Source organism: Rothia amarae, from assembly GCF_014705945.2.
Taxonomy (GTDB): Bacteria; Actinomycetota; Actinomycetes; order Actinomycetales; family Micrococcaceae; genus Rothia; species Rothia amarae.
Genome location: NZ_CP061538.1, coordinates 1435834 through 1455433 on the forward strand (window position 1 = coordinate 1435834; position 19600 = coordinate 1455433).

Sequence of the window (19600 nt, forward strand, 5' to 3'; positions counted from 1 at the left end):
ATTTTTCTTGTTGCTCTCCTCTCGGTACATTAGAAGCAGAAACCTTTGATGAGGAGAGCACCATGGCTAAGAAAAAGAAAAAAGGCGCCGCCGCAACTGCGGCACTGCAAGTACTGGAAGAAGCAGGCGTTACCTATGAGGTGCGCGAATATTCACATCAAGACGGCGAAAAGGCCTTTGGAATAGAAGCCGCCGCTGCCCTGGGCCGCTCGGAAGATCAAGTTTTCAAAACCCTTATGATTCACCATGAAAAAGAGTATGCGGTGTGTGTAGTCCCGGTAGCAGGCAAACTCAGCCTCAAAGCTGCAGCGGCTGCTCTGGGGTGGAAGTCAGCCACCATGGCAGAGCCTTCAGTCGCAGAGAAACGGAGCGGTTATGTAGTGGGAGGGATTTCTCCTCTAGGTCAAAAAACACCTCACGTTACTGTGCTCGATGAAACTGCCCAGCTCTTTCCCACTATTTTGGTTTCCGGGGGCAAGAGAGGACTAGACATCGAGTTAACTCCCGATGATTTGCTCGCTCTTGCCCAAGGAAAGTATGCGGATATAGCCGCTTAGCTGAGATGCGCAGGTAACCAGGAGGTAACTGCATCAAACCAGCGGCGAGGATCAACATTCCACTCGCGCGTATGGGTTGCTCCTTCGAAGGGGACAAAATCTACCAGAGGTGAACGCTCCGCCAGCTTCTGCGAGCTATAAGCGGGCACAAACGCGTCATCCATTGAATGCAGAATCAATGTGGGTACGGTGATGTCCCCCGCATGTTTGGTCCATGAGAGAGTATCCATTTCGATGGGCTCTTGCAGACCGGTAAAGATGTTGAGGGCAGGTTGCGAAATCATCGAGACTCCCAGTGCACCAAGGCGGAGCGGAATTTTATTGATTCGCGTATGATACTGCATCAAATCAAGCCAATCCGCTGCCGGTCCATCTAGAACCATCGCTCGGATAAGACGGCGATTGCGGGCGCGCCTCATGGTCTGGAGGCAAATCGCACCGCCCATTGACCAACCAAAGAGAACTACATCCTGCGCACCGTGTTCCCGCGCGTAGTCGATGGCTATATCTACATCTGCCCATTCGGTAAAACCTAGACCGTAGCGGTTATCTACCGACGGCGGTGCCTCACGATCATTGCGATACGACATGTGCAGCGACGTCATGCCAAGCGCCTGTGTTGTTTCCAATGCCCGTAAGGTTTCTGCGCGGGTGGCACCCATCCCATGCACCATGATTGCCCAAGTTCTTGAACCTGTTTGTACTGTCGGAGATACATCTGGCGAGAATTCGGACTCTGGAAGCCGTGCATCGGGATGGACTAACCAGGCAGGGGCCGAGCCCACCGCCAGTTCCAGTGAAATATCTTCACAGCTATACCCTGCCGCCTCGGGGGTACGCGAAACAACACCGGAAAGTCGACCTCTCTGCGCCGTCGCCAGATCACCGGAAACTACATTGATAATCTTGCGCGTGACCGTCTGTTCTTGGGGGGAATAGGCAGTAATTTCACCCACTACAGCGAATCCTTGACCACCGTTAAAAAATAGACCGTACTCGCCGGGAGCAAGAGTTGCTTCGGTTGCTGGCAAACGCACGCTTGAGGGCTGCTGGTGGCTCGTCAACTCGATGGAGTCATAACCCACCGAGATAAGGCGCAAATCTTCCACCGGCCGTTTGGGAGGAACCACCACCTTGCGAGCAAAATAGGTTGAGACAGCCGCTGCGCTCAGCAGACCGACTGTTGCAGATCCGGCTCCGACTGCGGCTCCGATAGTTGCTGGGGTCCAGGGTGAATTCAGGATGCGGTCTTTTGTCTGTGCTTTGTTCACGGCTGTTTGCAACGACTTTCTTCGTTCTCACCAGTTTCACTGTGAACTATAGCCGTTCAAACTGAAAAAAGTTTGCCCTTTTCCTGGAAGGAATACCGGTGTGTCTTGACCGGTTATAGTGAGAACATAGGCATTGCAACTGAAGGAGATACACTTATGTCTGAGTTCAAACCTGGCGTGGGTAAAGTCGTCAAAGACTGGCGAGAAGTTCTAAACCCCCAGGAATTTGCCGTACTTCGCGAAGGAGGGACCGAGCGTCCCTTTACCGGTGAGCACCTAGATAACAAAACAGAAGGTGTCTATAAGTGCCGCGCCTGTGACGCCGAGCTTTTCCGCTCTACTGAAAAATTCGACTCCCACTGTGGTTGGCCCTCCTTCTTTGACCCCGCAGCCTCTGACAGCGTGCGCTACCTCGAAGACTACTCTTTGGGCATGAAACGGATTGAAGTCCGTTGCGCCGCCTGCGATTCTCACCTAGGTCATGTCTTTGAAGGCGAGGGATACGATACTCCCACCGATCAGCGGTACTGCATCAACTCCATCTGTCTCACCTTTGAGCCGCAAAAGTAAGCTCACGTGAGAAAAAATCCATCACCTCTGACGCCTCCGCCTTAACGAGGGCGCCAGAGGTGTTCAGCGTTAAAGTCATCTTCCGCCCAAAAATGCAACGGCAGTCGTAGAATAGAATTCTGTGCCAAGAATCAAAACCTCGGCAATCGGAAGAGCTATTTTTGAGGATCAAACGGATGGGTGGGTCTCGTATGAGTGGGCAGTCTGAATCTGTTGCTCCCACGTGCGAGCAACTAGGGCTAGGCGAATTCGCTATTCCTGACATCGTCCTCCTCAATCGGCCAGCCGACGGCATCCCTGCAGTCATCAGTACAGAACGCGGTTTGCGCAATGCTGCGCAGGTTCTCAAAAACGCCGAAGGTTCTGTGGCAGTGGACACTGAACGTGCTTCGGGAATCCGCTACGGTCAGCGAGCCTTCCTGGTACAACTCAAACGGGGAGACTCAGGAATCATCCTGATTGACCCCGAAGCATTTGAAGACCTCTCCCTCATTAACGAGGCATTACGCGGCGTCGAGTGGGTTCTCCACGCCGCCACGCAAGATCTACCCTGCCTCGCAGATTTAGGTATGCACCCCGATTTTCTCTTCGACACAGAACTGGGTTCACGCCTTGCTGGCTTTGACCGCGTGGGGTTGGGAACCGTCGTCGAACAGCTACTGGGCTACCGCCTAAAAAAAGAACACTCGGCAGTAGACTGGTCCAAACGACCTCTGCCGGCTGAATGGCTAAACTACGCGGCGCTCGACGTCGAAATCCTCGTTGACCTCAGAGACGCCATCGAAGACGTGTTGAGGGAGCAAGGAAAACTCGAAATAGCGTTAGAAGAATTCGCCTACCTAGCTTCAGCCCCTCCCAAAGAAACCGCTCCTGACCCCTGGCGCAAAACCAAGGGGATTCAGGCGTTACGTAACAGACGCCAGTTGACAGCGCTGAAAAATCTTTGGTTTGAACGCGACCATCTCGCTCAGAAAAAAGATATAGCACCCAAGCGCTTACTACCCGATTCTTCATTAATTCAAGCAGCTCGGGCAATGCCCCGCACTGTCCCAGCTATCCTGGCGATTCCAGGCTTCCAAACGCGATCGCTGCGCCGGGAAGCGCCCCGGTGGGTGCGGGCTATCCATGATGCAAAATCCGCTGAACAACCGGTGCCCTACACCACCCCTGCCAGTGGTCCGCCGCCCATCAAGGCTTGGGAGCATAAGCGTCCAGTGTCGCACGCGTTGATTCAGGCGGCAAAGGAAACGCTCAACGACTTGTCGGACGACATTAATATTCCCCACGACAACATCCTTCAGCCCGATACTTTACGCCGTCTCTGCTGGGAACCACCCCAAGAAATCAGCGAAGATTCTCTGGCATACGAGCTTCGCTCTTTGGGCGCGCGTAACTGGCAGATAAACTTAGTGGTACCAAGACTTCTGCCGCTCTTTGAAAAATATCTGGAGTAACCAGGTTTTCAACCCAAATGAGCCGGCACCCCTATGGGAGGAACAAACATGGAGAATGAAAAGACAACCGAGACAGGCGCAGTCAGCCGCCGTCTAGCCCTTGGCGGAGCGGGCGTAGGCGTTGCGGGTGTGACCCTCACCGCTTGCGGATCGAATAATTCAGATGCGGGCAAGTCCGCTGAAGGCGGTCTGACCGAGGTGAAAAAGCCTTCGGCTCCCACCGATGTTGCCGCTGCCGCAGATGTTCCCGTCGGCAGTGCTCTCAAAGCTACTTCTGGTAATCTTTCGGTCATGGTAACTCAGCCCAGCGAAGGAAAGTTCAAAGCATTCAGCTCCGTGTGCACTCACCAGGGTTGCCAGCTCAACGTGCAAAATAAGGACCTCGCATGCCCCTGCCATGCGTCGCAGTTCAGCATTGAAGATGGCTCCGTCAAGGGCGGCCCCGCCCCCGAACCTCTGCCCGAGTACGCCGTAGAGGTAAAAGACGGGCGAATCATCGTCTCCTAGCCTTCATGCCAGAAAAAACCGCTTGAACCTATTCAGATTCAAGCGGTTTTATTTATAACTCAATATTCTATGCAGAGGTAGCTATCAACGAGCGTGCTTGGGCTTAATTCCTTTGCCACGAGCGTAAGGAACCATTTCCCCCGAAAGCTGAGCCATAATATCTCCGGTAATTTTCTCGGTGGTGAGCCCAACTTCATCAAAAATTTCACTGCGTGAAGCATGGGGAATAAATTCAGAGGGCAATCCCACTTCGTTCAAAGCGGTATCCACACCTTGCGAACGCATCTCCTGACGGATTCGGGAGCCAACTCCCCCAGCCTTGACGCCGTCTTCTAGTACCACGACGATTCGGTGGTCGCGTGCTGCGCTGACAACCGACCCCGGTACGGGCATGATCCAGCGAGGATCAATCACCGTGCTCGATACCCCCTGCTGTTCCAGGGATTCGGAAACACTCAACGCCAGGGGCACCATCGCGCCCACAGCAACCAGCAGTACGTCCAGCTGCCCGCTGGAGCTATCTGAATCGCCGGATTGCCTCAGGACGTCCACGCCGTCGTCCATGCGGTGGATAGCAGAGATGTCGTCGCCGACGTCGCCCTTAGGGTAGCGGATAACGGTGGGAGCATCGTTAATAGCTACTGCCTCCCGCAGCTCTTCCCGCAAAGTCGCAGCATCACGCGGAGCTGCCAGATGCAAACCGGGGATGAACTGCAAAAGAGCAAGATCCCACATACCATGATGAGAAGGACCATCAGGACCTGTGACACCCGAGCGGTCGAGAACGATGGTCACTCCAGCACCGTGTAGCGCAACGTCCATTAATAGCTGGTCAAATCCGCGATTCAAGAAGGTAGCGTAAAGGGCAATCACCGGATGCAGTCCGCCAAAAGCAAGACCTGCGCTCATGGCGATGGCATGTTGCTCGGCGATTCCCACGTCGATTACACGGTTGGGGTAAGCCTGTTGCATGGGTTTGAGCCCCACAGGAATCAACATAGCGCCGGTAATGCCCACGATATCTTCACGCTCGTCGGCAATATTCTTAATCTCTGACGAGAAAACGCCAGTCCAAGACTGCCCACCCTTTGAAGCAAGAGGTTGACCGGTTTCGGGGTCGATAATACCCACCGCGTGGAACTGGTCGTCCTCATGTGCCCGTGCAGGAGCATAACCCCGGCCCTTTTCGGTAATCGCATGCACAATAACGGGGCCACCAAAGTTCTTTGCAGCTGTCAGCGCGGTTTCCACGGCATCTTGGTCATGGCCATCAATCGGTCCTACATATTTCATGCCCAAATCTTCGAAGAGACCGTTGGGCACCACGATATCTTTGAGTCCCGCTTTCATACCGTGCAGACCGCGGTAAACCATCTCGCCCACAGGACCAGACTTCTGTAGCTTCTGGCGCATCACATCGAGAGTCTTATCGTAGCGGCGATCCAGGCGAACCTGATCCAGACGATTCTGTAGTTCTTGCTGAAGCTCAGCCATATGGTTGGCAAAACCACCCACCGTAGGAGCATAGGAACGACCATTATCGTTCACCACAATCACTACTTTGCGCTGGCGGTCAGCAGCAATATTATTCACTGCTTCCCACGCCATACCGCCGGTTAGTGCGCCATCGCCAATCACCGCGACAGTATAGCGGTCGTCCTCCCCGTTATACTGGTGGGCACGAGAAATACCATCAGCCCAGCTCAGCGACGACGACGCATGAGAAGACTCCACGATGTCATGCTCTGATTCTGCACGGTCGGGGTAACCTGCCAGTCCGCCTTTTTGACGTAGAGTCTCAAAATTGTGGCGACCGGTCAAAATCTTATGTACGTAGGACTGATGTCCTGTATCAAAAATGATGGAGTCGTGTGGCGAATCGAATACGCGGTGAATACCGAGGGTCAGTTCAACCACGCCCAAGTTTGGTCCCAAGTGACCACCGGTCTGCGCCACATGCTGCACGAGGAAACTACGAATTTCCTGCGCCAGCTGATGCATCTCGCTCTCCGAAAGACGATCTAGATCTTTAGGCGTCGAGATGTTCTCAAGCAATCCCACGGTGATCTCCTTTAGTATGCACAATCTTCAGCGGTGACCAGGGTATCTCATCTCAGTACCCTGATGGTTCCGCTGTCTCAACTTTACCCGTCCCAGGGAATAACTTTGGAATTATCAGCCTTCAATCAGGCGAACAGGGCGCTTTCTAAACTTGGCGAACTGAATCTGCTGAGCTTCTTCTTCGGCGTCGATAACGCGCGTAAAGCGGGTTTTCATCGTGTCAAATGCCTGCTTGTTCTTATCAATGAGTAAGAATTTTCTGCCCAGCTGGCGGGCGGCATCACCGGTAGTGCCGCTGCCGCCAAAGAAATCCAACACCCAGTCGCCTTCGGTAGAACTCGCCTGGATGATGCGCCGCAATACGCCCAGAGGTTTTTGAGTGGGATATCCCGTTTTTTCTCGTCCGCTCGGAGAAACTATCGTATGCCACCAGACGTCGGTGGGTAGCTTTCCTAAGGCTACTTTTTCTGGAGTAACCAGGCCCGGCGCCATATAAGGCTCACGGTCAACCTCAGTATTGTTGAAATAGTAGCCTTTGGGGTCTTTCACATAGACCAAAATATTGTCATGTTTAGTAGGCCAACGCTTCTTCGAACGAGCCCCGTAATCGTAAGCCCAAATAATCTCGTTGAGAAAGCACTCTCTGCCAAAGAGGGCATCGAGAAGAACCTTGGCATAGTGAACTTCGCGGTAATCCAAATGCAGGTAGAGGGTTCCCGAAGAATTCAGCAACCGCCACGCTTCTTCTAACCTGGGCTCTAAAAATTCCCAAAAATCTTCAAACGAATCGTCGTAGCTAGTAATTTTTCCACGGATCGTCTCGTAAGTTTGCCCTTTGTACCCCACGCGAGTGCCCTCCTGCGAGCGCACCGTCTTCAGAGACTGGCGTTTTTGCACCTTCCCTGTGTTGAAAGGCGGGTCAATATAAATTAGCTGAAAAGACTCATCCGGAAGTTCACGTAGCACATTGAGGTTATCTCCTTGAATCACCGTGTTGGGTGAAGTCGGGGTCCAGATGGGTTCGTGGGGCATGAAGTCATTTTAACAGTATTACTTTGCTTGACAAGAATTTAGCTCTGAGTCCCAATGGAAGAATCATCGAAAGACCAGCGGTCACAATAGGAGTATGAGTAAACTACATCCTTCCCCTTTGCAGGGGCGTCGCCCGCATAAAGAGGAACTGCATCACTTCGAAAACGGTGAAATCACCGACCGTTTGCCTACCGAGGAAAATCCCTATCCGGTGAAGTTGTTGATGGTTGGCATAAACCCTGGTCTATGGACCGCGGCAGTCAACGCACCCTTTGCCCACCCGGGTAATAGGTTTTGGCCCTCGCTCGACGTCGCCGGTATTTTGAGTCCTAAAGTAGATGCTTCGACCGGTCTCAGCGATGAAGATGAACAACGCCTGATCGATGCGGGAATCGCCATCACTAATCTGGTACCGAGGGCAACAGCTCGTGCCGACCAGTTGACGGCAGAAGAGCTCAAGGAATCGCGCCAGCGCATTATTCGTCTTGCTGAAGAGCTAAAGCCTCGCGCCGTTGCCATCATTGGTATTACCGCCTACCGCACGGCGTTTTCAAATAATAAAGCTAAGCTGGGTCACCAGGATACATCGGAGATGGATGATTGGCCTCAGGATATCGAATTATGGGTGACCCCGCAGCCATCTGGTCTTAACGCTCATGAAACGATACAGACGCTCGGTGAGAAATGGAAAACTATCTGGGACTCGGTGAATAACTAGTCAGTCTGAGAATAATCCATCGCTAACTCATTTCTTATAAAAAACAATGGGCGGACTCCCTCCAGGGGACCCGCCCATTGTTTGTGTTCAACGATGAGTTAGAACTTGACGTTCAACTTACTTTGAATCACGAACCAGGTTACGCAAAACGTACTGGAGAATACCGCCGTTGCGGTAGTAGTCAGCTTCACCTGGGGTATCGATGCGTACTACAGCATCGAATTCGGTGGTGGAGCCATCTTCAGCGGTTGCAGTAACCTTTACGGTCTTAGGAGTCTTGCCCTCATTCAGCTCGGTCAGGCCGGTGATGGAGTAAGTCTCGGTACCGGTCAGACCCAACGACTCGTGAGACTCGCCCTCGGGGAACTGCAGAGGCACAACGCCCATGCCAATCAGGTTTGAACGGTGGATGCGCTCGAAGGACTCAGCAATAACTGCCTTGACGCCCAGCAAGGTGGTGCCCTTAGCAGCCCAGTCACGAGATGATCCGGTGCCGTATTCCTTACCGCCCAATACAACCAGAGGAATACCAGCAGCCTGGTAGTTCTGAGAAGCATCGTAGACGGTGGACTGTTCACCATCGCGGGTGAAGTCGCGGGTGAAACCACCCTCGACGCCGTCCAGCAACTGGTTCTTAATGCGGATGTTCGCGAAGGTACCACGAATCATGACCTCGTGGTTACCACGGCGTGAGCCGTAGGAGTTGAAGTCCTTACGTTCTACGCCATGTTCAATCAGGTACTGACCCGCAGGGGTTTCAGATTTGAAAGAACCAGCCGGTGAAATGTGGTCGGTGGTGACCGAATCGCCCAGCTTGAGCAGAACGCGAGCGCCTTCGATATCTTCCACAGGGGTGATATCCATGGTCATGCCCTCAAAGTATGGGGGCTTGCGCACGTAGGTGGAATCGGCATCCCAGGCGAAGGTATTGCCGGTGGGAGTATCGAGGGACTTCCAGCGATCGTCGCCATCGAAGATGGTTCCGTATTCGTTGTTGTACATCTCGGTATCCACTGCCGAAGCAATGATTTTCTCCACCTCGGCGGGGTCGGGCCAGATGTCCTTGAGGTAGACATCGTTGCCGTCCTGATCCTTGCCCAGTGCGTCCTTCTCAAAATCGAAGTCCATGGTGCCAGCCAGCGCATAAGCGATAACCAGAGGAGGTGAAGCCAAGTAGTTCATCTTGACGTCAGGTGAAATTCGACCCTCAAAGTTACGGTTACCTGAGAGAACTGCAGTTACTGACAGGTCATTTTCGTTGATAGCCTCAGAAATCTCAGGCTCCAGCGGGCCGGAGTTACCGATGCAGGTTGCACAACCATAGCCCACTACATAGAAACCAAGCTTTTCGAGCTCAGGGAGCAAGCCAGCCTTCTCGTAGTAGTCAGTAACTACCTTAGAACCGGGAGCAATGGAGGTCTTGACCCAAGGCTGCGCGGTGAGTCCCTTAGCCGCTGCGTTGCGCGCAAGGATACCTGCGGCAAGCATGACTGAGGGGTTCGAGGTGTTGGTGCAGGAAGTAATCGATGCGATGGATACAGCGCCGTGATCGAGCTGGAACTCGCGGCCGTCTTCCATCTTGACGTCGACCTTCTTGGACGCGCGGCCGAGGAGCTTCTTGGGGGCGTTGTTGTCGAACTCCCCTACCTTCTCTTCATCGCTTTCATCACCGGGACCACCCACAGCGTCAGATGCAGGGAAGGACTCTTCGATGTCAGAATCTAAATCGGTTTGCTCGACGTAATTGGGAAGATCCTTGCGGAACTGCTTCTTCGCTGAATCCAACTCAATGCGATCCTGAGGACGCTTGGGACCAGCGATAGAAGGCACCACGGTGGAAAGATCAAGTTCGAGGTACTCAGAGTATTCAACCTCAACTGAAGGATCATGCCACAGGCCCTGTTCCTTGGTGTACTGCTCAACCAGAGCAATCTGTTCTTCTGAGCGACCGGTGAGGCGCAGGTAGTCCAGTGTGACGTCGTCAATCGGGAAGATTGCAGCAGTCGAACCAAATTCGGGGCTCATGTTACCGATGGTCGCACGGTTTGCCAGAGGAACCTGGGTGACGCCCTCGCCGTAGAATTCAACGAACTTGCCGACTACGCCCTGCTTACGGAGCATTTCAGTGATGGTGAGAACGACGTCGGTTGCCGTAGCGCCCGAAGGAATGGAGCCGGTGAGCTTAAAACCAACAACGCGAGGAATCAGCATGGACACGGGCTGGCCGAGCATAGCTGCTTCTGCTTCAATACCGCCAACGCCCCAGCCGAGAACGCCGAGACCGTTCACCATGGTGGTGTGGGAGTCGGTGCCCACGAGGGTATCGGGGTATGCGCGCATGACTCCGTCAACTTCACGGGACATGACGGTGCGAGCCAGGTATTCGATATTGACCTGGTGAACGATACCCATTCCCGGGGGCACTACCTTGAAGTCATCAAAGGCGCCCTGACCCCAGCGAAGGAACTTGTAACGCTCGCCGTTGCGCTCGTATTCGATGTCCATATTGCGGGTAATTGCATCTGCAGTGCCGAACTTATCAATCTGAACCGAGTGGTCGATGACGAGTTCAGCAGGTGCCAAAGGATTAATCTTGGAGGGATCGCCACCCAAGTCCTTCACAGCTTCACGCATGGTAGCAAGGTCCACGATGCAGGGAACACCGGTGAAGTCCTGCATAATCACGCGTGCGGGGGTGAACTGAATTTCGGTGTTGGGTTCAGCGTGAGGATCCCAGTTAGCCAAAGCTTCAATGTGATCTTTGGTGATGTTCGCGCCATCTTCGGTGCGCAACAGGTTTTCTAGAAGAACCTTTAGGGAGTAAGGGAGCTTCTCAGATCCCTTGACCGCATTCAGGCGGAAAATTTCATACTCGGTGCCTTTGACGTTCAAAACGCCCTTGGAACCGAAGCTGTTCACAGTAGTCATGTGAACTCCTCTCGACACTGGTCTTTGGGGTAAAGCTCTTTCAAACCGCTCACTTTGCGCCGTTTGCGCCAGCCAATGACGCAAACGGCGAAGTTAGAGACAGTTTGACACTAAGCTCTATTACACACCAGTGTACCTGCTTATACCTCATTCCTATTTTCGCAACAAAACACTGACTAAATACAACGTCTTTTTCAGAAGTGGCTTAGCGGCGTTCGAAGCGGGCAATAGTTTCAACGTGGTGAGTACAGGGATACATGTCCAACCCCTGAACCTTAGCCAAAGACCAGCCCAGCTCTCGCAAGTAACCGGTATCGCGCCCCAGTGCCGCTGGATCACAGGCAACGTAGACGATAGCACGAGGGTCTAGCTGGTCAATCTGTTCCATAACTTGACGCCCGGCACCTTCACGAGAAGGATCAAGTACGACGACGTCGGGACGAGCGAATGCACGGTATTCAGGTTTAGTGGAAACGTTGCGCAGAACTTTAGCTACATCGCCACGCACCACTTTGATTACGGTTTTGGAAGAGCGTTCGGTGCGGGAGATTCCCTGACGGGCAAAGTTCTTTTCAGCGTTTGAGCTGGTCACCGGTGAACCTTCAACAGAGAGAACGTGCCCCTTCTCCCCCACTGCATCCGCGAGAACGCCAGTGAGAAGACCTGCGCCAGCGTAGAGATCGAATGCGGTCTCTCCGCTCTTCAAATCAGCAAATTCACGCACTAATGCACTGAGGGTTGCAGGCGCTGCCGTATGATTTTGCCAGAACCCCGCACCGTCCACCTCAAAGTTCAATTTCGCGCCTTCGAACGAAACGTTCTCTTGTAAGACGGGGTCACCCCAGAGAACATCCGCTGCTCTGACGCCGCGACCGCGACCGGAAATACGTTCCGCCGTGAAGCGAACCGCAATACGTCGTTCTTGGAAATCTCCCCAGAGTTGTTCAAGCTGAGGTTTGAGGTTCTCGGCAACCACTGCGGGTTTATTTTCCGCGCCTACAGTAAATTGCACAAAACGCTGCCCGGTAGAAGACACGGCGGCATCCACTCGGGAAATACCAGAAAGTTCCAATTGTTCCAGGTGCAGGTTCTCTAGCGCTGCTGCTGCCAGGGGGAAGCCATCCACAGTCTGAGGCTCATTCGACTGGTGCGGATACATAGCAATATGTCTCTGAGCGTCTACACCAAAATGAACACGTGTGCGCTGACCTAGCTCTTTTTCACTCACGGGTTTCACGGTCAACTGCTCCAGAAGCGGGTGGTCAGCAGCAATACCGCCCAAACGTTGGAGTTGCTCTGCTATCACGACGGCTTTCAGCTCCTGCTGAACCGACGGGGTAATATGCCCAAATTCCATGCCACCGACTGGCAACCGGTTCTCTTGAGCTGCCAGGAGAGCATCGGCAGGTGCCCAAGGGTGCTGCCGTCGGTTTGCAGAAGCAGAGAGAACCTCTACTGTATCTGCAAAAAAGAATCGGTTTTTCGGTCCGCTGCCCGTAATCACAGCTCGGACTGTTTCGCCGGGCAAGCTGTGACGCACGAAGAAAACTCTGCCGTTGGCTCGTGCCACGAAAGACCCACCGTGGGCAACTTTTTCGGGGTTAAGCTCCACAATATCGCCGATGGAAAAGTTAATTTGATCTTCGGACTGATGATTCATTAAAAACTACTTTCTACGCTCATCTGGCTGTTGAGACAGTTCCTGAGCTAGGGATGAAGGTGATGCCTGAGGCTTTTCCACCGGATGACTACGCCCAATATTCCAGGGAACCGAAGCAATAACTACTCCGTTTTCTCGACGTAGCTGATGGGCAATCCGATGAACGGTGCGGCGGTGAATCAGCGATTCCCACCAGTGGCTCACCACGTACTCGGGCAGATAAACCACCGTAACATCTCCAGGTGAAGTTTCGGCGCGGCGGCGCACATACTCCCGCACAGGCTTGACCTGGTCTCGATAGGGAGAATCAAGAATTGTTAGGGGTACGGGAACAGCCAACTGCTCCCATTTCGTGGTCATGGCTTTTGTCCGCTCTTCCACCACGTTGACTGCAATCGCTTCAATGCTCGACGGGCGGGACGCGCGGGCGTAGGCAACTGCTAACGCAACGGGCTTACGCACCCGCGGTACATAAATAAGAGCGTGGACTCGAGCGGGAAGAACTCTTGCTCGGGCAAGGGAATCATCGTCTGAGCCCAGTTTGAGGTCTTCATCAACCGTTTCATAGTGTTTGCGGGTCATCAGCATCAGTCCTACGGTGGCAGCAATAAGTATGAGAGTAATCCAGGCTCCCTGGGTGAGCTTGGTGAACAAAACGACGATCAGCGCAGCCACGGTGACCATCAGCCCAAGAACCGTTACAGCTAGGTCACGAAACAGCTTGCGCCGCTCCATCTGATCGAGGGTAATGCGTAGCGTGCGGAAACGGTGCCAGGCAACAGCGCACTGAGTCAATGACATCGAGGTAAAAGCACCGACAATATACAGCTGGATGAGTGCGTTCACGTCGGTTCCAAAAATCAGTAGCAGCACGGCAGCACTGACCGACAGCATGATGACGGCGTTGGAGAAGAGACGGCGCGAGTACCGGGCGCTGAGTTGAACGGGGAGGTACTGGTGCTCAGCAATAGTTGAGGTGAGGAGAGGAAATCCAATGAACGCAGTGACCGCAGCTATCATCAGGATCCCCACGGTTGCCAGAGAAACCAGCTCTGTCATCCACCCACCGCGGAACACGGCGTCGGTAATTTGAAAGAGCAACGGTATTTGGTGGAAATCTGCACCCACCTTTTGCCCGTCGACCAGGAGGAATCGCTGGGGGTCTTGCACCACCACAGCACCGGTCTTCTTCACCAGATAGGTAATTCCTACCATCAATACAGCTGAAATCAGACCCAAATACATGAGAGTACGGGCGGCGTTGTGCTTCTTGGGAGAGGCAAAGAACCGCATTGAGTTATTGACCGTTGAGATACCGGTAATTGCGACTGCACCCGAGGAGAACGCTCGGGAAAGCAGCATGGCCAGACCCACGCCAGTCACCAAATTCTGCACATGGCCTTGAGGAATCACCTGATAGTGGCTACTGGTAGCACTGTGCAGAGTACCCAAAGCATGCTGGATAATTCCCGCGGTAATCGTCAGTCCAAGGAGGACGAGGAAGGAATAGGTTGGAATAGGGGCGATTCTTCCCATTGACCGCAACCCGCGCAGACAAAATATGGTGATGAGCAGGAGCAATCCCAGGGCTATCCCCCGGTTATAGGGCTGAAGCTGGGGAAAAACAGAAATGATGTAGGTGGTGCCCGATGCGATAGAAACAGCCACCGTCAGCAGATAATCCACCATTGAAGATGCCCCCTGGATCATCGCAGGTACAGGCCCTAAACGGTTGTGTACCAGCATATAATCACCACGCTCAGAAATCTGCGAGATGTTATAGCGGTAAGTTCCCACCACAATCAGAAGCGTGAGTGAAATGCCAAAAGCAACCCAGGGGGAAAACACCAAGCCGGCAGTGCCAGCAAAAGAAAGCATGAGCACAATTTCATCGGGAGCATAGGCAACAGAGGAAATACCGTCTGCGCCCAAAAGTGGCAGGGCACGCCTTTTTGAGAGCCCCAGGCTCTCAATATTTGCACGGTGTGCAGGGGTTCCCCACACCGAGTTTGCCACACTGCTCCAAAATTTACTCACAGCCACTAAGAGTAGTCATTTGTGAAGATAAACAACAGCGCGCAACTAGCAAACACTGCAATAATCACAGAGAACACACCATTCCCGCCGTCTGCAGACGCGTAGTCTAGAATCGACATTGTTGTTGACGCTGCAAGTGAGGAAAAATCAGTGCCACATTTCGTGATTATGGGTGCCGGACGAGTCGGCGTCATGCTTGCCCACACGCTAGAAGATTCTGGTCACACCGTTGCGGTCATTGACCAAAACGAGCAAGCCTTTCGCAGGCTGCGTAAAGACTTTAGCGGCAAAAAAATCACCGGTGTAGGCTTTGACCGCGAAACGCTCAAACGTGCCGGAATTGAAGATGCCTATGCGTTTGCCGCCGTTTCCTCAGGAGATAACTCGAACATCATTTCCTCCCGTGTGGCACGAGAAACCTTTCGCGTTGCACATGTGGTAGCCCGCATTAATGACCCTAATCGTGCAGAATTCTACCAGCGATTGGGTATTCCCACCGTGGCAGCAGTGCGCTGGTCCACTGACCAGGTTCTACGCCGTATTCTGCCCGAGCAAGCTATGGCAGGCGACTTCCGTGAAGCTTCTGGTCGGCTTATCCTGGCAGAGCTTCAACTCAACGATGAATGGGCTGGGCACGCTCTGACCGACATTGAAGAAGCCGCCGGCGTCCGTATTGCCTACGTCACCCGTTTTGGCGAGGGCATCCTCCCCTCGGCACAGAGCTCCTACCAACAGGGGGACGTGGTTCACGCGATGATGCGTATTGAAGATATTAATGAGATTTCAAGCGTACTTGCCAGCCCTCCGCTGACTGAGGAAGAACGAGAAGAGCAGGAGAACTAACCATGATCGTCCTTATCGTTGGCGCAGGCTCGGTCGGTTCATCTATCGCCCGCGAGCTCGTCTCCCACGGACACCAGGTCACCATCTTGGATGAAAAACCAGAAACAATCGGCCGCACCGAAATAACCGGAGTTCAGTGGGTCATCGGAGATGCCTGCGAGCTATCCGTACTACGCCGCGCAAAGCCAGAGCTGTGCGATGTCATTGTTGCCGCTACCGGCGACGACAAATCCAACCTAGTGGTTTCCCTGCTCGCCCGTAGCGAATTCGGCGTACCCCGCACGGTAGCTCGCGTCAATAACCCTAAAAACGAATGGCTTTTTGATGACTCTTGGGGTGTCGACGTCGCTGTTTCAACACCGCGCCTGATGACCTCTCTGGTTGAAGAAGCAGTGGAAGTGGGCGACGTCGTGCGCCTGTTGGATTTGCAGACCAGCGGAGCGATGCTGGTGGAATACACAGTTCCTGCGGGCCACCCCATTATTGGCCATACCGTCAGCAACATTCAGTGGCCAGAAGCTACAACTCTCACCGCTATTTTGCGTGACGCCCAGCCTATCGTTCCCACCGGAGATGAACCCATCGTCGGTGAAGACGAACTCTTTTTCATCACCACCGCCGAGGGCGAAGAAGACATCCGCGCGCTATTTAGTTAATTCAGCGAAGTTTAGCTAAATCAGCGAAAGATCCCTAGCTGAGGTCGGTCGATGCCACGTCAGCGGGTTTTCTCGTCATCATCCAGGTCAGCCACAACAGCGCAATATAAAGCGGCATGCCCATGAAGAGGCGAGCGATGCCGAGCAAGGGCACATTATCTGCGAAGTAGAGCGGAACCTGAACTGCCAATCGTGCGACAAACATGGCAAAGATAACCCAAGTAGCCACGGTATAGGCTTTCAGTCTCGCCGGTTCAGCGCGCCAGGTCTCTGATTCGTTGCGGAGGAAAGAATAGAAAAATCCCAGCACCGGCCAGCGGAACACGATGGAAACCAAAACCAGCAGTGCATACAGACCGTTCAAGAGCAGACCGGGTAGATAGAAGTCAGCGGCATCGCCGGTGCGCAGTGATGACCACGCACAAATGAGTACTCCCACAAAACCTGAAAGCGATTGCACCAGCGAACCTCGCTGCGCCAGACGTACAAGGCTAAAGACCAGCGCCACAGAACCTGCTGCCGCCAGCGCAACGTAAAGATTAGCTGTAGCAATAAAAACGCAGAGAAAAAGAAATCCCGGAAGCAACGCCTCGACCATACCGCGGACCCCGCCAACGGCATCCATCACATCAACTTCCCCATTCTCGCCGCGCTTAAAACGCGTGCCTGCTTGAGATAGTGCAGAAGAAAGATTGGGGTCAGCTGATGATTCGGTGTCGATCGGGCGCTGGGGCTTTTCTGTTGGCATTAGAGACCTTGTGATTTCTGAAATTTTTGGTGGCCGCGATGGCGGATGAGGCGCAAAGGAACAATTTCGTAGCGCGGATTATAGATTCGAGCCGGCATTGGTGAAACGGTAAGCATACCACTACACCGAATGTAGGTACCCGCCACGATACCGGGCACATCTTTTTGTCCGTGCCAGATGAGAGTGACCCGCTCCCCTGGATTCAAAGGCGGATAGGTGGGATACAACGGCGGTGGAGATTTCGGACGCGGCGTGTACACACGATATTGGGGAAACGCTACAGAAGCGTCCTGCTCCTCGTCGTTTCCTGCAGAATCCTGATCCTCGTCGTCATCGTCGTCGCTACCTGCACTGATATCGACGGGCTCCACATCATCATCAAGAACTTCAACGATAGGAATACCCGTCAACTGATGGGAGCTCGACGGCGGAAGGGGTCGAGATTTTTCAACTTCAACCACTGCCTCATACCGCGGATTAGCACCTGACGCCGGAAGAGTCACCTGAATAACTCTCCCGGCAAGTCTCGCACGAAATCGCGAAGGATACTCGGTTAGTCGCTTAGGCGCTTGCTCTACCATTAGCCGATTTCAGTGATTTCAGGGCCGCGGCGGGGTACCTGACGGCTCTTAGAAGACTCCGCGGCAGATTCCGTTTGCTGGTTTTGCTGATTGTTTTGCTGAGCTTCCACCACCGATTCAGGAACGGTCATGGGTAGAAGATCTCGCGGAGGGCGAGGATCATCGCCACGTACTACCACGATAGAGCGGAAAATTTCTTCCATCTCTGCCGCTGATTCGGGCTTCACCGCCGCTTCGCCGGAGAGAACACCTCGCAAGAACCAGCGGGGACCATCTACACCCACAAAGCGAGCGACGCGGAAGCCTTGGCGTCCATCAGCAGTCTTTGCGGGAAGCTTTGAAATGAGCTGGCGTCCCAATGGACCATTGGAGTACTCCACCGTTCCGCCCTGCTGGCGCACAGAGTCAGCAATTTCTCGGGAGATATCCTCCCAGATGCCGCTTGACTTAGGGGCAGCAAAAGCTTGAACCTGCAGATTACCTTTACCCTTGGTGAGTGTGACAGCAACCATCTGCTGACTCTTCTGCTCCACGTCCAAGCGCATACTGAGACCATCGCTCATCTTGACCTTCATGGAACCAAAGTCTAGGTAACCCTTGTCTGTATCTTGCTCGGAGCTATCCCAAGGACCATTAGAGCGGTCAAATTCGAAAGAAACGAGATTATCTTCGGACGACGGCGCGCCCGGACGGGACACCTCTTGTTCTTGCTTCGAAGCGCTCTGTGACTCTGGCACCGCAGAATCATCTGGTGCGGTCGTAGCAGCTACGGAAGTTTCCTCCGCCTTAGCTTTTTTCTTTTTACCCAAACCAAACACAGCGAATCCTTCTCATTCTGGGGTCTTCATCTATTTCACATGACTCGATATCTATTTTATTTTAGTCACGCGTACTCTTGAATTCTTAAGGGAGCTCTAGCGAACGCCGCTTGAACCAAAGCCGGTGGAACCACGCGCCGATATTTCCAACTCTTCTACCTGGCGGAAATTAGCGTGTTCATACTTCTGAATAACGAGTTGGGCAATACGATCCCCACGCTCGATAGAAAATGATTCTGAGCGGTCGGTGTTGAGAAGGCACACCATAATTTCGCCCCGGTAACCAGAATCGATCGTACCCGGCGCGTTCACTACGGTGATCCCGTGTTTGACCGCCAGTCCAGACCGGGGGTGAACCAGACCCACATACCCGGCAGGCAGAGCAATCGCAATTCCGGTTTTCACGAGTGCTCGCTGCCCCGGCTCCAAGACCAGCTTCTCTGTGGAACGAAGGTCCACTCCGGCGTCGCCGTCCTTGGCGTAACGAGGAATTTCTAGCTCAGTATCAAGTATCTGAATCTGCACATCAATCGGTTTCATCACAGCTGTTACTGTACTAGAACTCTCTGAGCACTTCCCTGGGAAAACAGACTAGGATGGTAAAAGATTGTTATCTCAAAGAGGAATCCGACGCTCTCCAAGAGAAATGAAAATTCAGAAAGGTGCCGCATGCAGTATCAGGAAAGACTTTCCCCGGGCTTTGGAACGTGGATATTGATTGTCTGCGCAGGTGTGGCATCGTTTTTCGTGGGTGCGCCCATTTCAATCACCGTAGGTGTTATTGCCGCCATTGTAGTCACCATTCTTCTAGGACTCATTCTCTACCTGAGCTCCCCCGTCATCGAAATCACTCCCGAATTTGTTCGAGTAGGACGGGCACAAATTGAACGTGAATATGTAGGTCTTGCCGAAGGGTTCAGAGGGGAAGCTGCACGAATTGCAGCGGGGCCGCAGCTCGACGGGCGTGCGTTCATGTGTTTTCGCGGTTGGATTGATCCCAAAATCCGCATCGACATCACCGACCCAGCAGACCCTACTCCCTATTGGCTAGCTTCGACTCGGCATCCAGAAAAAATTGAAGAAATTCTCAACGCAGGAAAAGAGCTGGGCACCCCAGCTGAGACAGTGAGCTAAGGGCTTCGCCTCGTTCACTGATATA

General features: G+C 53.4%; 18 protein-coding genes. 8 read left to right on the forward strand and 10 right to left on the reverse strand.

Going from position 1 to position 19600, the window contains the following annotated elements; all coding sequences use genetic code 11:
- Positions 1-62: 62 nt before the first annotated feature.
- Positions 63-557 (forward strand): Cys-tRNA(Pro) deacylase, encoded by a 495-nt coding sequence (gene ybaK / locus IDM48_RS06880; RefSeq protein WP_190616645.1) that lies wholly within the window; start codon positions 63-65, stop codon positions 555-557.
- On the opposite strand, the gene IDM48_RS06885 is transcribed toward ybaK, so the two are convergent.
- Positions 554-1840, reverse strand: coding sequence for an alpha/beta hydrolase family protein (locus IDM48_RS06885; protein ID WP_202939862.1), 1287 nt, complete (start codon positions 1838-1840; stop codon positions 554-556). The two genes, ybaK and IDM48_RS06885, sit on opposite strands and share 4 nt — an antisense overlap.
- A 144-nt stretch (positions 1841-1984) precedes the next feature.
- Between IDM48_RS06885 and msrB the strand changes: the two genes are divergently transcribed.
- The 3 genes from msrB (at position 1985) to IDM48_RS06900 (ending at position 4359) form a co-directional block, all read left to right on the forward strand.
- A complete protein-coding gene (gene msrB / locus IDM48_RS06890; RefSeq protein ID WP_068173059.1) occupies positions 1985-2398 on the forward strand; it encodes a peptide-methionine (R)-S-oxide reductase MsrB in 414 nt (137 codons plus the stop codon).
- Positions 2399-2574: 176 nt separating this feature from the next.
- Positions 2575-3852, forward strand: coding sequence for an HRDC domain-containing protein (locus tag IDM48_RS06895; protein WP_238397923.1), 1278 nt, complete (start codon positions 2575-2577; stop codon positions 3850-3852).
- 48 nt (positions 3853-3900) lie between these two features.
- Positions 3901-4359 carry a Rieske (2Fe-2S) protein gene (locus IDM48_RS06900; RefSeq protein ID WP_238397925.1) on the forward strand — a complete coding sequence of 153 codons (459 nt, stop codon included), beginning with the start codon at positions 3901-3903 and terminating at the stop codon, positions 4357-4359.
- Positions 4360-4443: 84 nt separating this feature from the next.
- Here IDM48_RS06900 and dxs read toward each other — a convergent pair whose 3' ends face one another.
- Both dxs and IDM48_RS06910 read right to left on the reverse strand, forming a co-directional pair.
- The gene (gene dxs, locus IDM48_RS06905) at positions 4444-6420 is read right to left on the reverse strand and encodes a 1-deoxy-D-xylulose-5-phosphate synthase (protein ID WP_190616653.1); all 1977 of its coding nucleotides are present in this window, start codon (positions 6418-6420) and stop codon (positions 4444-4446) included.
- A gap of 114 nt (positions 6421-6534) precedes the next feature.
- Entirely contained in the window at positions 6535-7452 is a 918-nt protein-coding gene (locus IDM48_RS06910) for a DNA-methyltransferase (protein ID WP_190616655.1), read from the reverse strand.
- A gap of 94 nt (positions 7453-7546) precedes the next feature.
- Here IDM48_RS06910 and IDM48_RS06915 point away from each other — a divergent pair, with 94 nt between their 5' ends.
- Positions 7547-8170 carry a mismatch-specific DNA-glycosylase gene (locus tag IDM48_RS06915; RefSeq protein WP_190616657.1) on the forward strand — a complete coding sequence of 208 codons (624 nt, stop codon included), beginning with the start codon at positions 7547-7549 and terminating at the stop codon, positions 8168-8170.
- Positions 8171-8287: 117 nt separating this feature from the next.
- Here the strand turns inward: IDM48_RS06915 and acnA are convergent, their stop codons facing one another.
- The 3 genes from acnA to IDM48_RS06930 all read right to left on the reverse strand — a co-directional run bounded on the left by acnA (position 8288) and on the right by IDM48_RS06930 (position 14774).
- A complete protein-coding gene (acnA, locus tag IDM48_RS06920) occupies positions 8288-11098 on the reverse strand; it encodes an aconitate hydratase AcnA (protein WP_145174411.1) in 2811 nt (936 codons plus the stop codon).
- Positions 11099-11303: 205 nt separating this feature from the next.
- Entirely contained in the window at positions 11304-12758 is a 1455-nt protein-coding gene (locus IDM48_RS06925; protein WP_190616658.1) for a class I SAM-dependent RNA methyltransferase, read from the reverse strand.
- Between the two features lie 6 nt (positions 12759-12764).
- Positions 12765-14774: an APC family permease gene (locus tag IDM48_RS06930; RefSeq protein WP_190616660.1), complete on the reverse strand. Its 2010-nt coding sequence runs from the start codon at positions 14772-14774 to the stop codon at positions 12765-12767.
- Between the two features lie 171 nt (positions 14775-14945).
- Here IDM48_RS06930 and IDM48_RS06935 point away from each other — a divergent pair, with 171 nt between their 5' ends.
- Together IDM48_RS06935 and IDM48_RS06940 are read left to right on the forward strand one after the other, a co-directional pair.
- Positions 14946-15638, forward strand: coding sequence for a potassium channel family protein (locus IDM48_RS06935; protein ID WP_068173070.1), 693 nt, complete (start codon positions 14946-14948; stop codon positions 15636-15638).
- 2 nt (positions 15639-15640) lie between these two features.
- Positions 15641-16294, forward strand: coding sequence for a potassium channel family protein (locus tag IDM48_RS06940; protein WP_190616662.1), 654 nt, complete (start codon positions 15641-15643; stop codon positions 16292-16294).
- A gap of 34 nt (positions 16295-16328) precedes the next feature.
- Here the strand turns inward: IDM48_RS06940 and IDM48_RS06945 are convergent, their stop codons facing one another.
- The 4 genes from IDM48_RS06945 to dut form a co-directional block, all read right to left on the reverse strand.
- Positions 16329-17042, reverse strand: coding sequence for a DUF3159 domain-containing protein (locus tag IDM48_RS06945; protein ID WP_145174399.1), 714 nt, complete (start codon positions 17040-17042; stop codon positions 16329-16331).
- On the reverse strand, positions 17042-17545 hold the full coding sequence (locus IDM48_RS06950; RefSeq protein ID WP_190616664.1) for an asparaginase: 504 nt from the start codon (positions 17543-17545) through the stop codon (positions 17042-17044). The genes IDM48_RS06945 and IDM48_RS06950 overlap by 1 nt, the downstream gene beginning before the upstream one ends.
- 77 nt (positions 17546-17622) lie before the next feature.
- The gene (locus tag IDM48_RS06955) at positions 17623-18441 is read right to left on the reverse strand and encodes a DUF3710 domain-containing protein (RefSeq protein ID WP_068173079.1); all 819 of its coding nucleotides are present in this window, start codon (positions 18439-18441) and stop codon (positions 17623-17625) included.
- A gap of 96 nt (positions 18442-18537) precedes the next feature.
- The gene (dut, locus tag IDM48_RS06960) at positions 18538-18981 is read right to left on the reverse strand and encodes a dUTP diphosphatase (protein WP_190618685.1); all 444 of its coding nucleotides are present in this window, start codon (positions 18979-18981) and stop codon (positions 18538-18540) included.
- Positions 18982-19110: 129 nt separating this feature from the next.
- On the opposite strand from dut, the gene IDM48_RS06965 reads away from it, so the two are divergent.
- Positions 19111-19575 carry a DUF3093 domain-containing protein gene (locus tag IDM48_RS06965; protein WP_068173081.1) on the forward strand — a complete coding sequence of 155 codons (465 nt, stop codon included), beginning with the start codon at positions 19111-19113 and terminating at the stop codon, positions 19573-19575.
- Positions 19576-19600 lie beyond the last annotated feature (25 nt).

What these genes read in the sequence shown, in the direction of transcription:
- ybaK (WP_190616645.1), top strand. Translation starts at nt 63, where the DNA reads ATGGCTAAGAAAAAGAAAAAAGGCGCCGCCGCAACTGCGGCACTGCAA.
- msrB (WP_068173059.1), top strand. Translation starts at nt 1,985, where the DNA reads ATGTCTGAGTTCAAACCTGGCGTGGGTAAAGTCGTCAAAGACTGGCGA.
- IDM48_RS06895 (WP_238397923.1), top strand. Translation starts at nt 2,575, where the DNA reads ATGGGTGGGTCTCGTATGAGTGGGCAGTCTGAATCTGTTGCTCCCACG.
- IDM48_RS06900 (WP_238397925.1), top strand. Translation starts at nt 3,901, where the DNA reads ATGGAGAATGAAAAGACAACCGAGACAGGCGCAGTCAGCCGCCGTCTA.
- IDM48_RS06910 (WP_190616655.1), bottom strand. Translation starts at nt 7,452, where the DNA reads ATGCCCCACGAACCCATCTGGACCCCGACTTCACCCAACACGGTGATT.
- IDM48_RS06915 (WP_190616657.1), top strand. Translation starts at nt 7,547, where the DNA reads ATGAGTAAACTACATCCTTCCCCTTTGCAGGGGCGTCGCCCGCATAAA.
- acnA (WP_145174411.1), bottom strand. Translation starts at nt 11,098, where the DNA reads ATGACTACTGTGAACAGCTTCGGTTCCAAGGGCGTTTTGAACGTCAAA.
- IDM48_RS06925 (WP_190616658.1), bottom strand. Translation starts at nt 12,758, where the DNA reads ATGAATCATCAGTCCGAAGATCAAATTAACTTTTCCATCGGCGATATT.
- IDM48_RS06940 (WP_190616662.1), top strand. Translation starts at nt 15,641, where the DNA reads ATGATCGTCCTTATCGTTGGCGCAGGCTCGGTCGGTTCATCTATCGCC.
- IDM48_RS06945 (WP_145174399.1), bottom strand. Translation starts at nt 17,042, where the DNA reads ATGCCAACAGAAAAGCCCCAGCGCCCGATCGACACCGAATCATCAGCT.
- dut (WP_190618685.1), bottom strand. Translation starts at nt 18,981, where the DNA reads ATGAAACCGATTGATGTGCAGATTCAGATACTTGATACTGAGCTAGAA.
- IDM48_RS06965 (WP_068173081.1), top strand. Translation starts at nt 19,111, where the DNA reads ATGCAGTATCAGGAAAGACTTTCCCCGGGCTTTGGAACGTGGATATTG.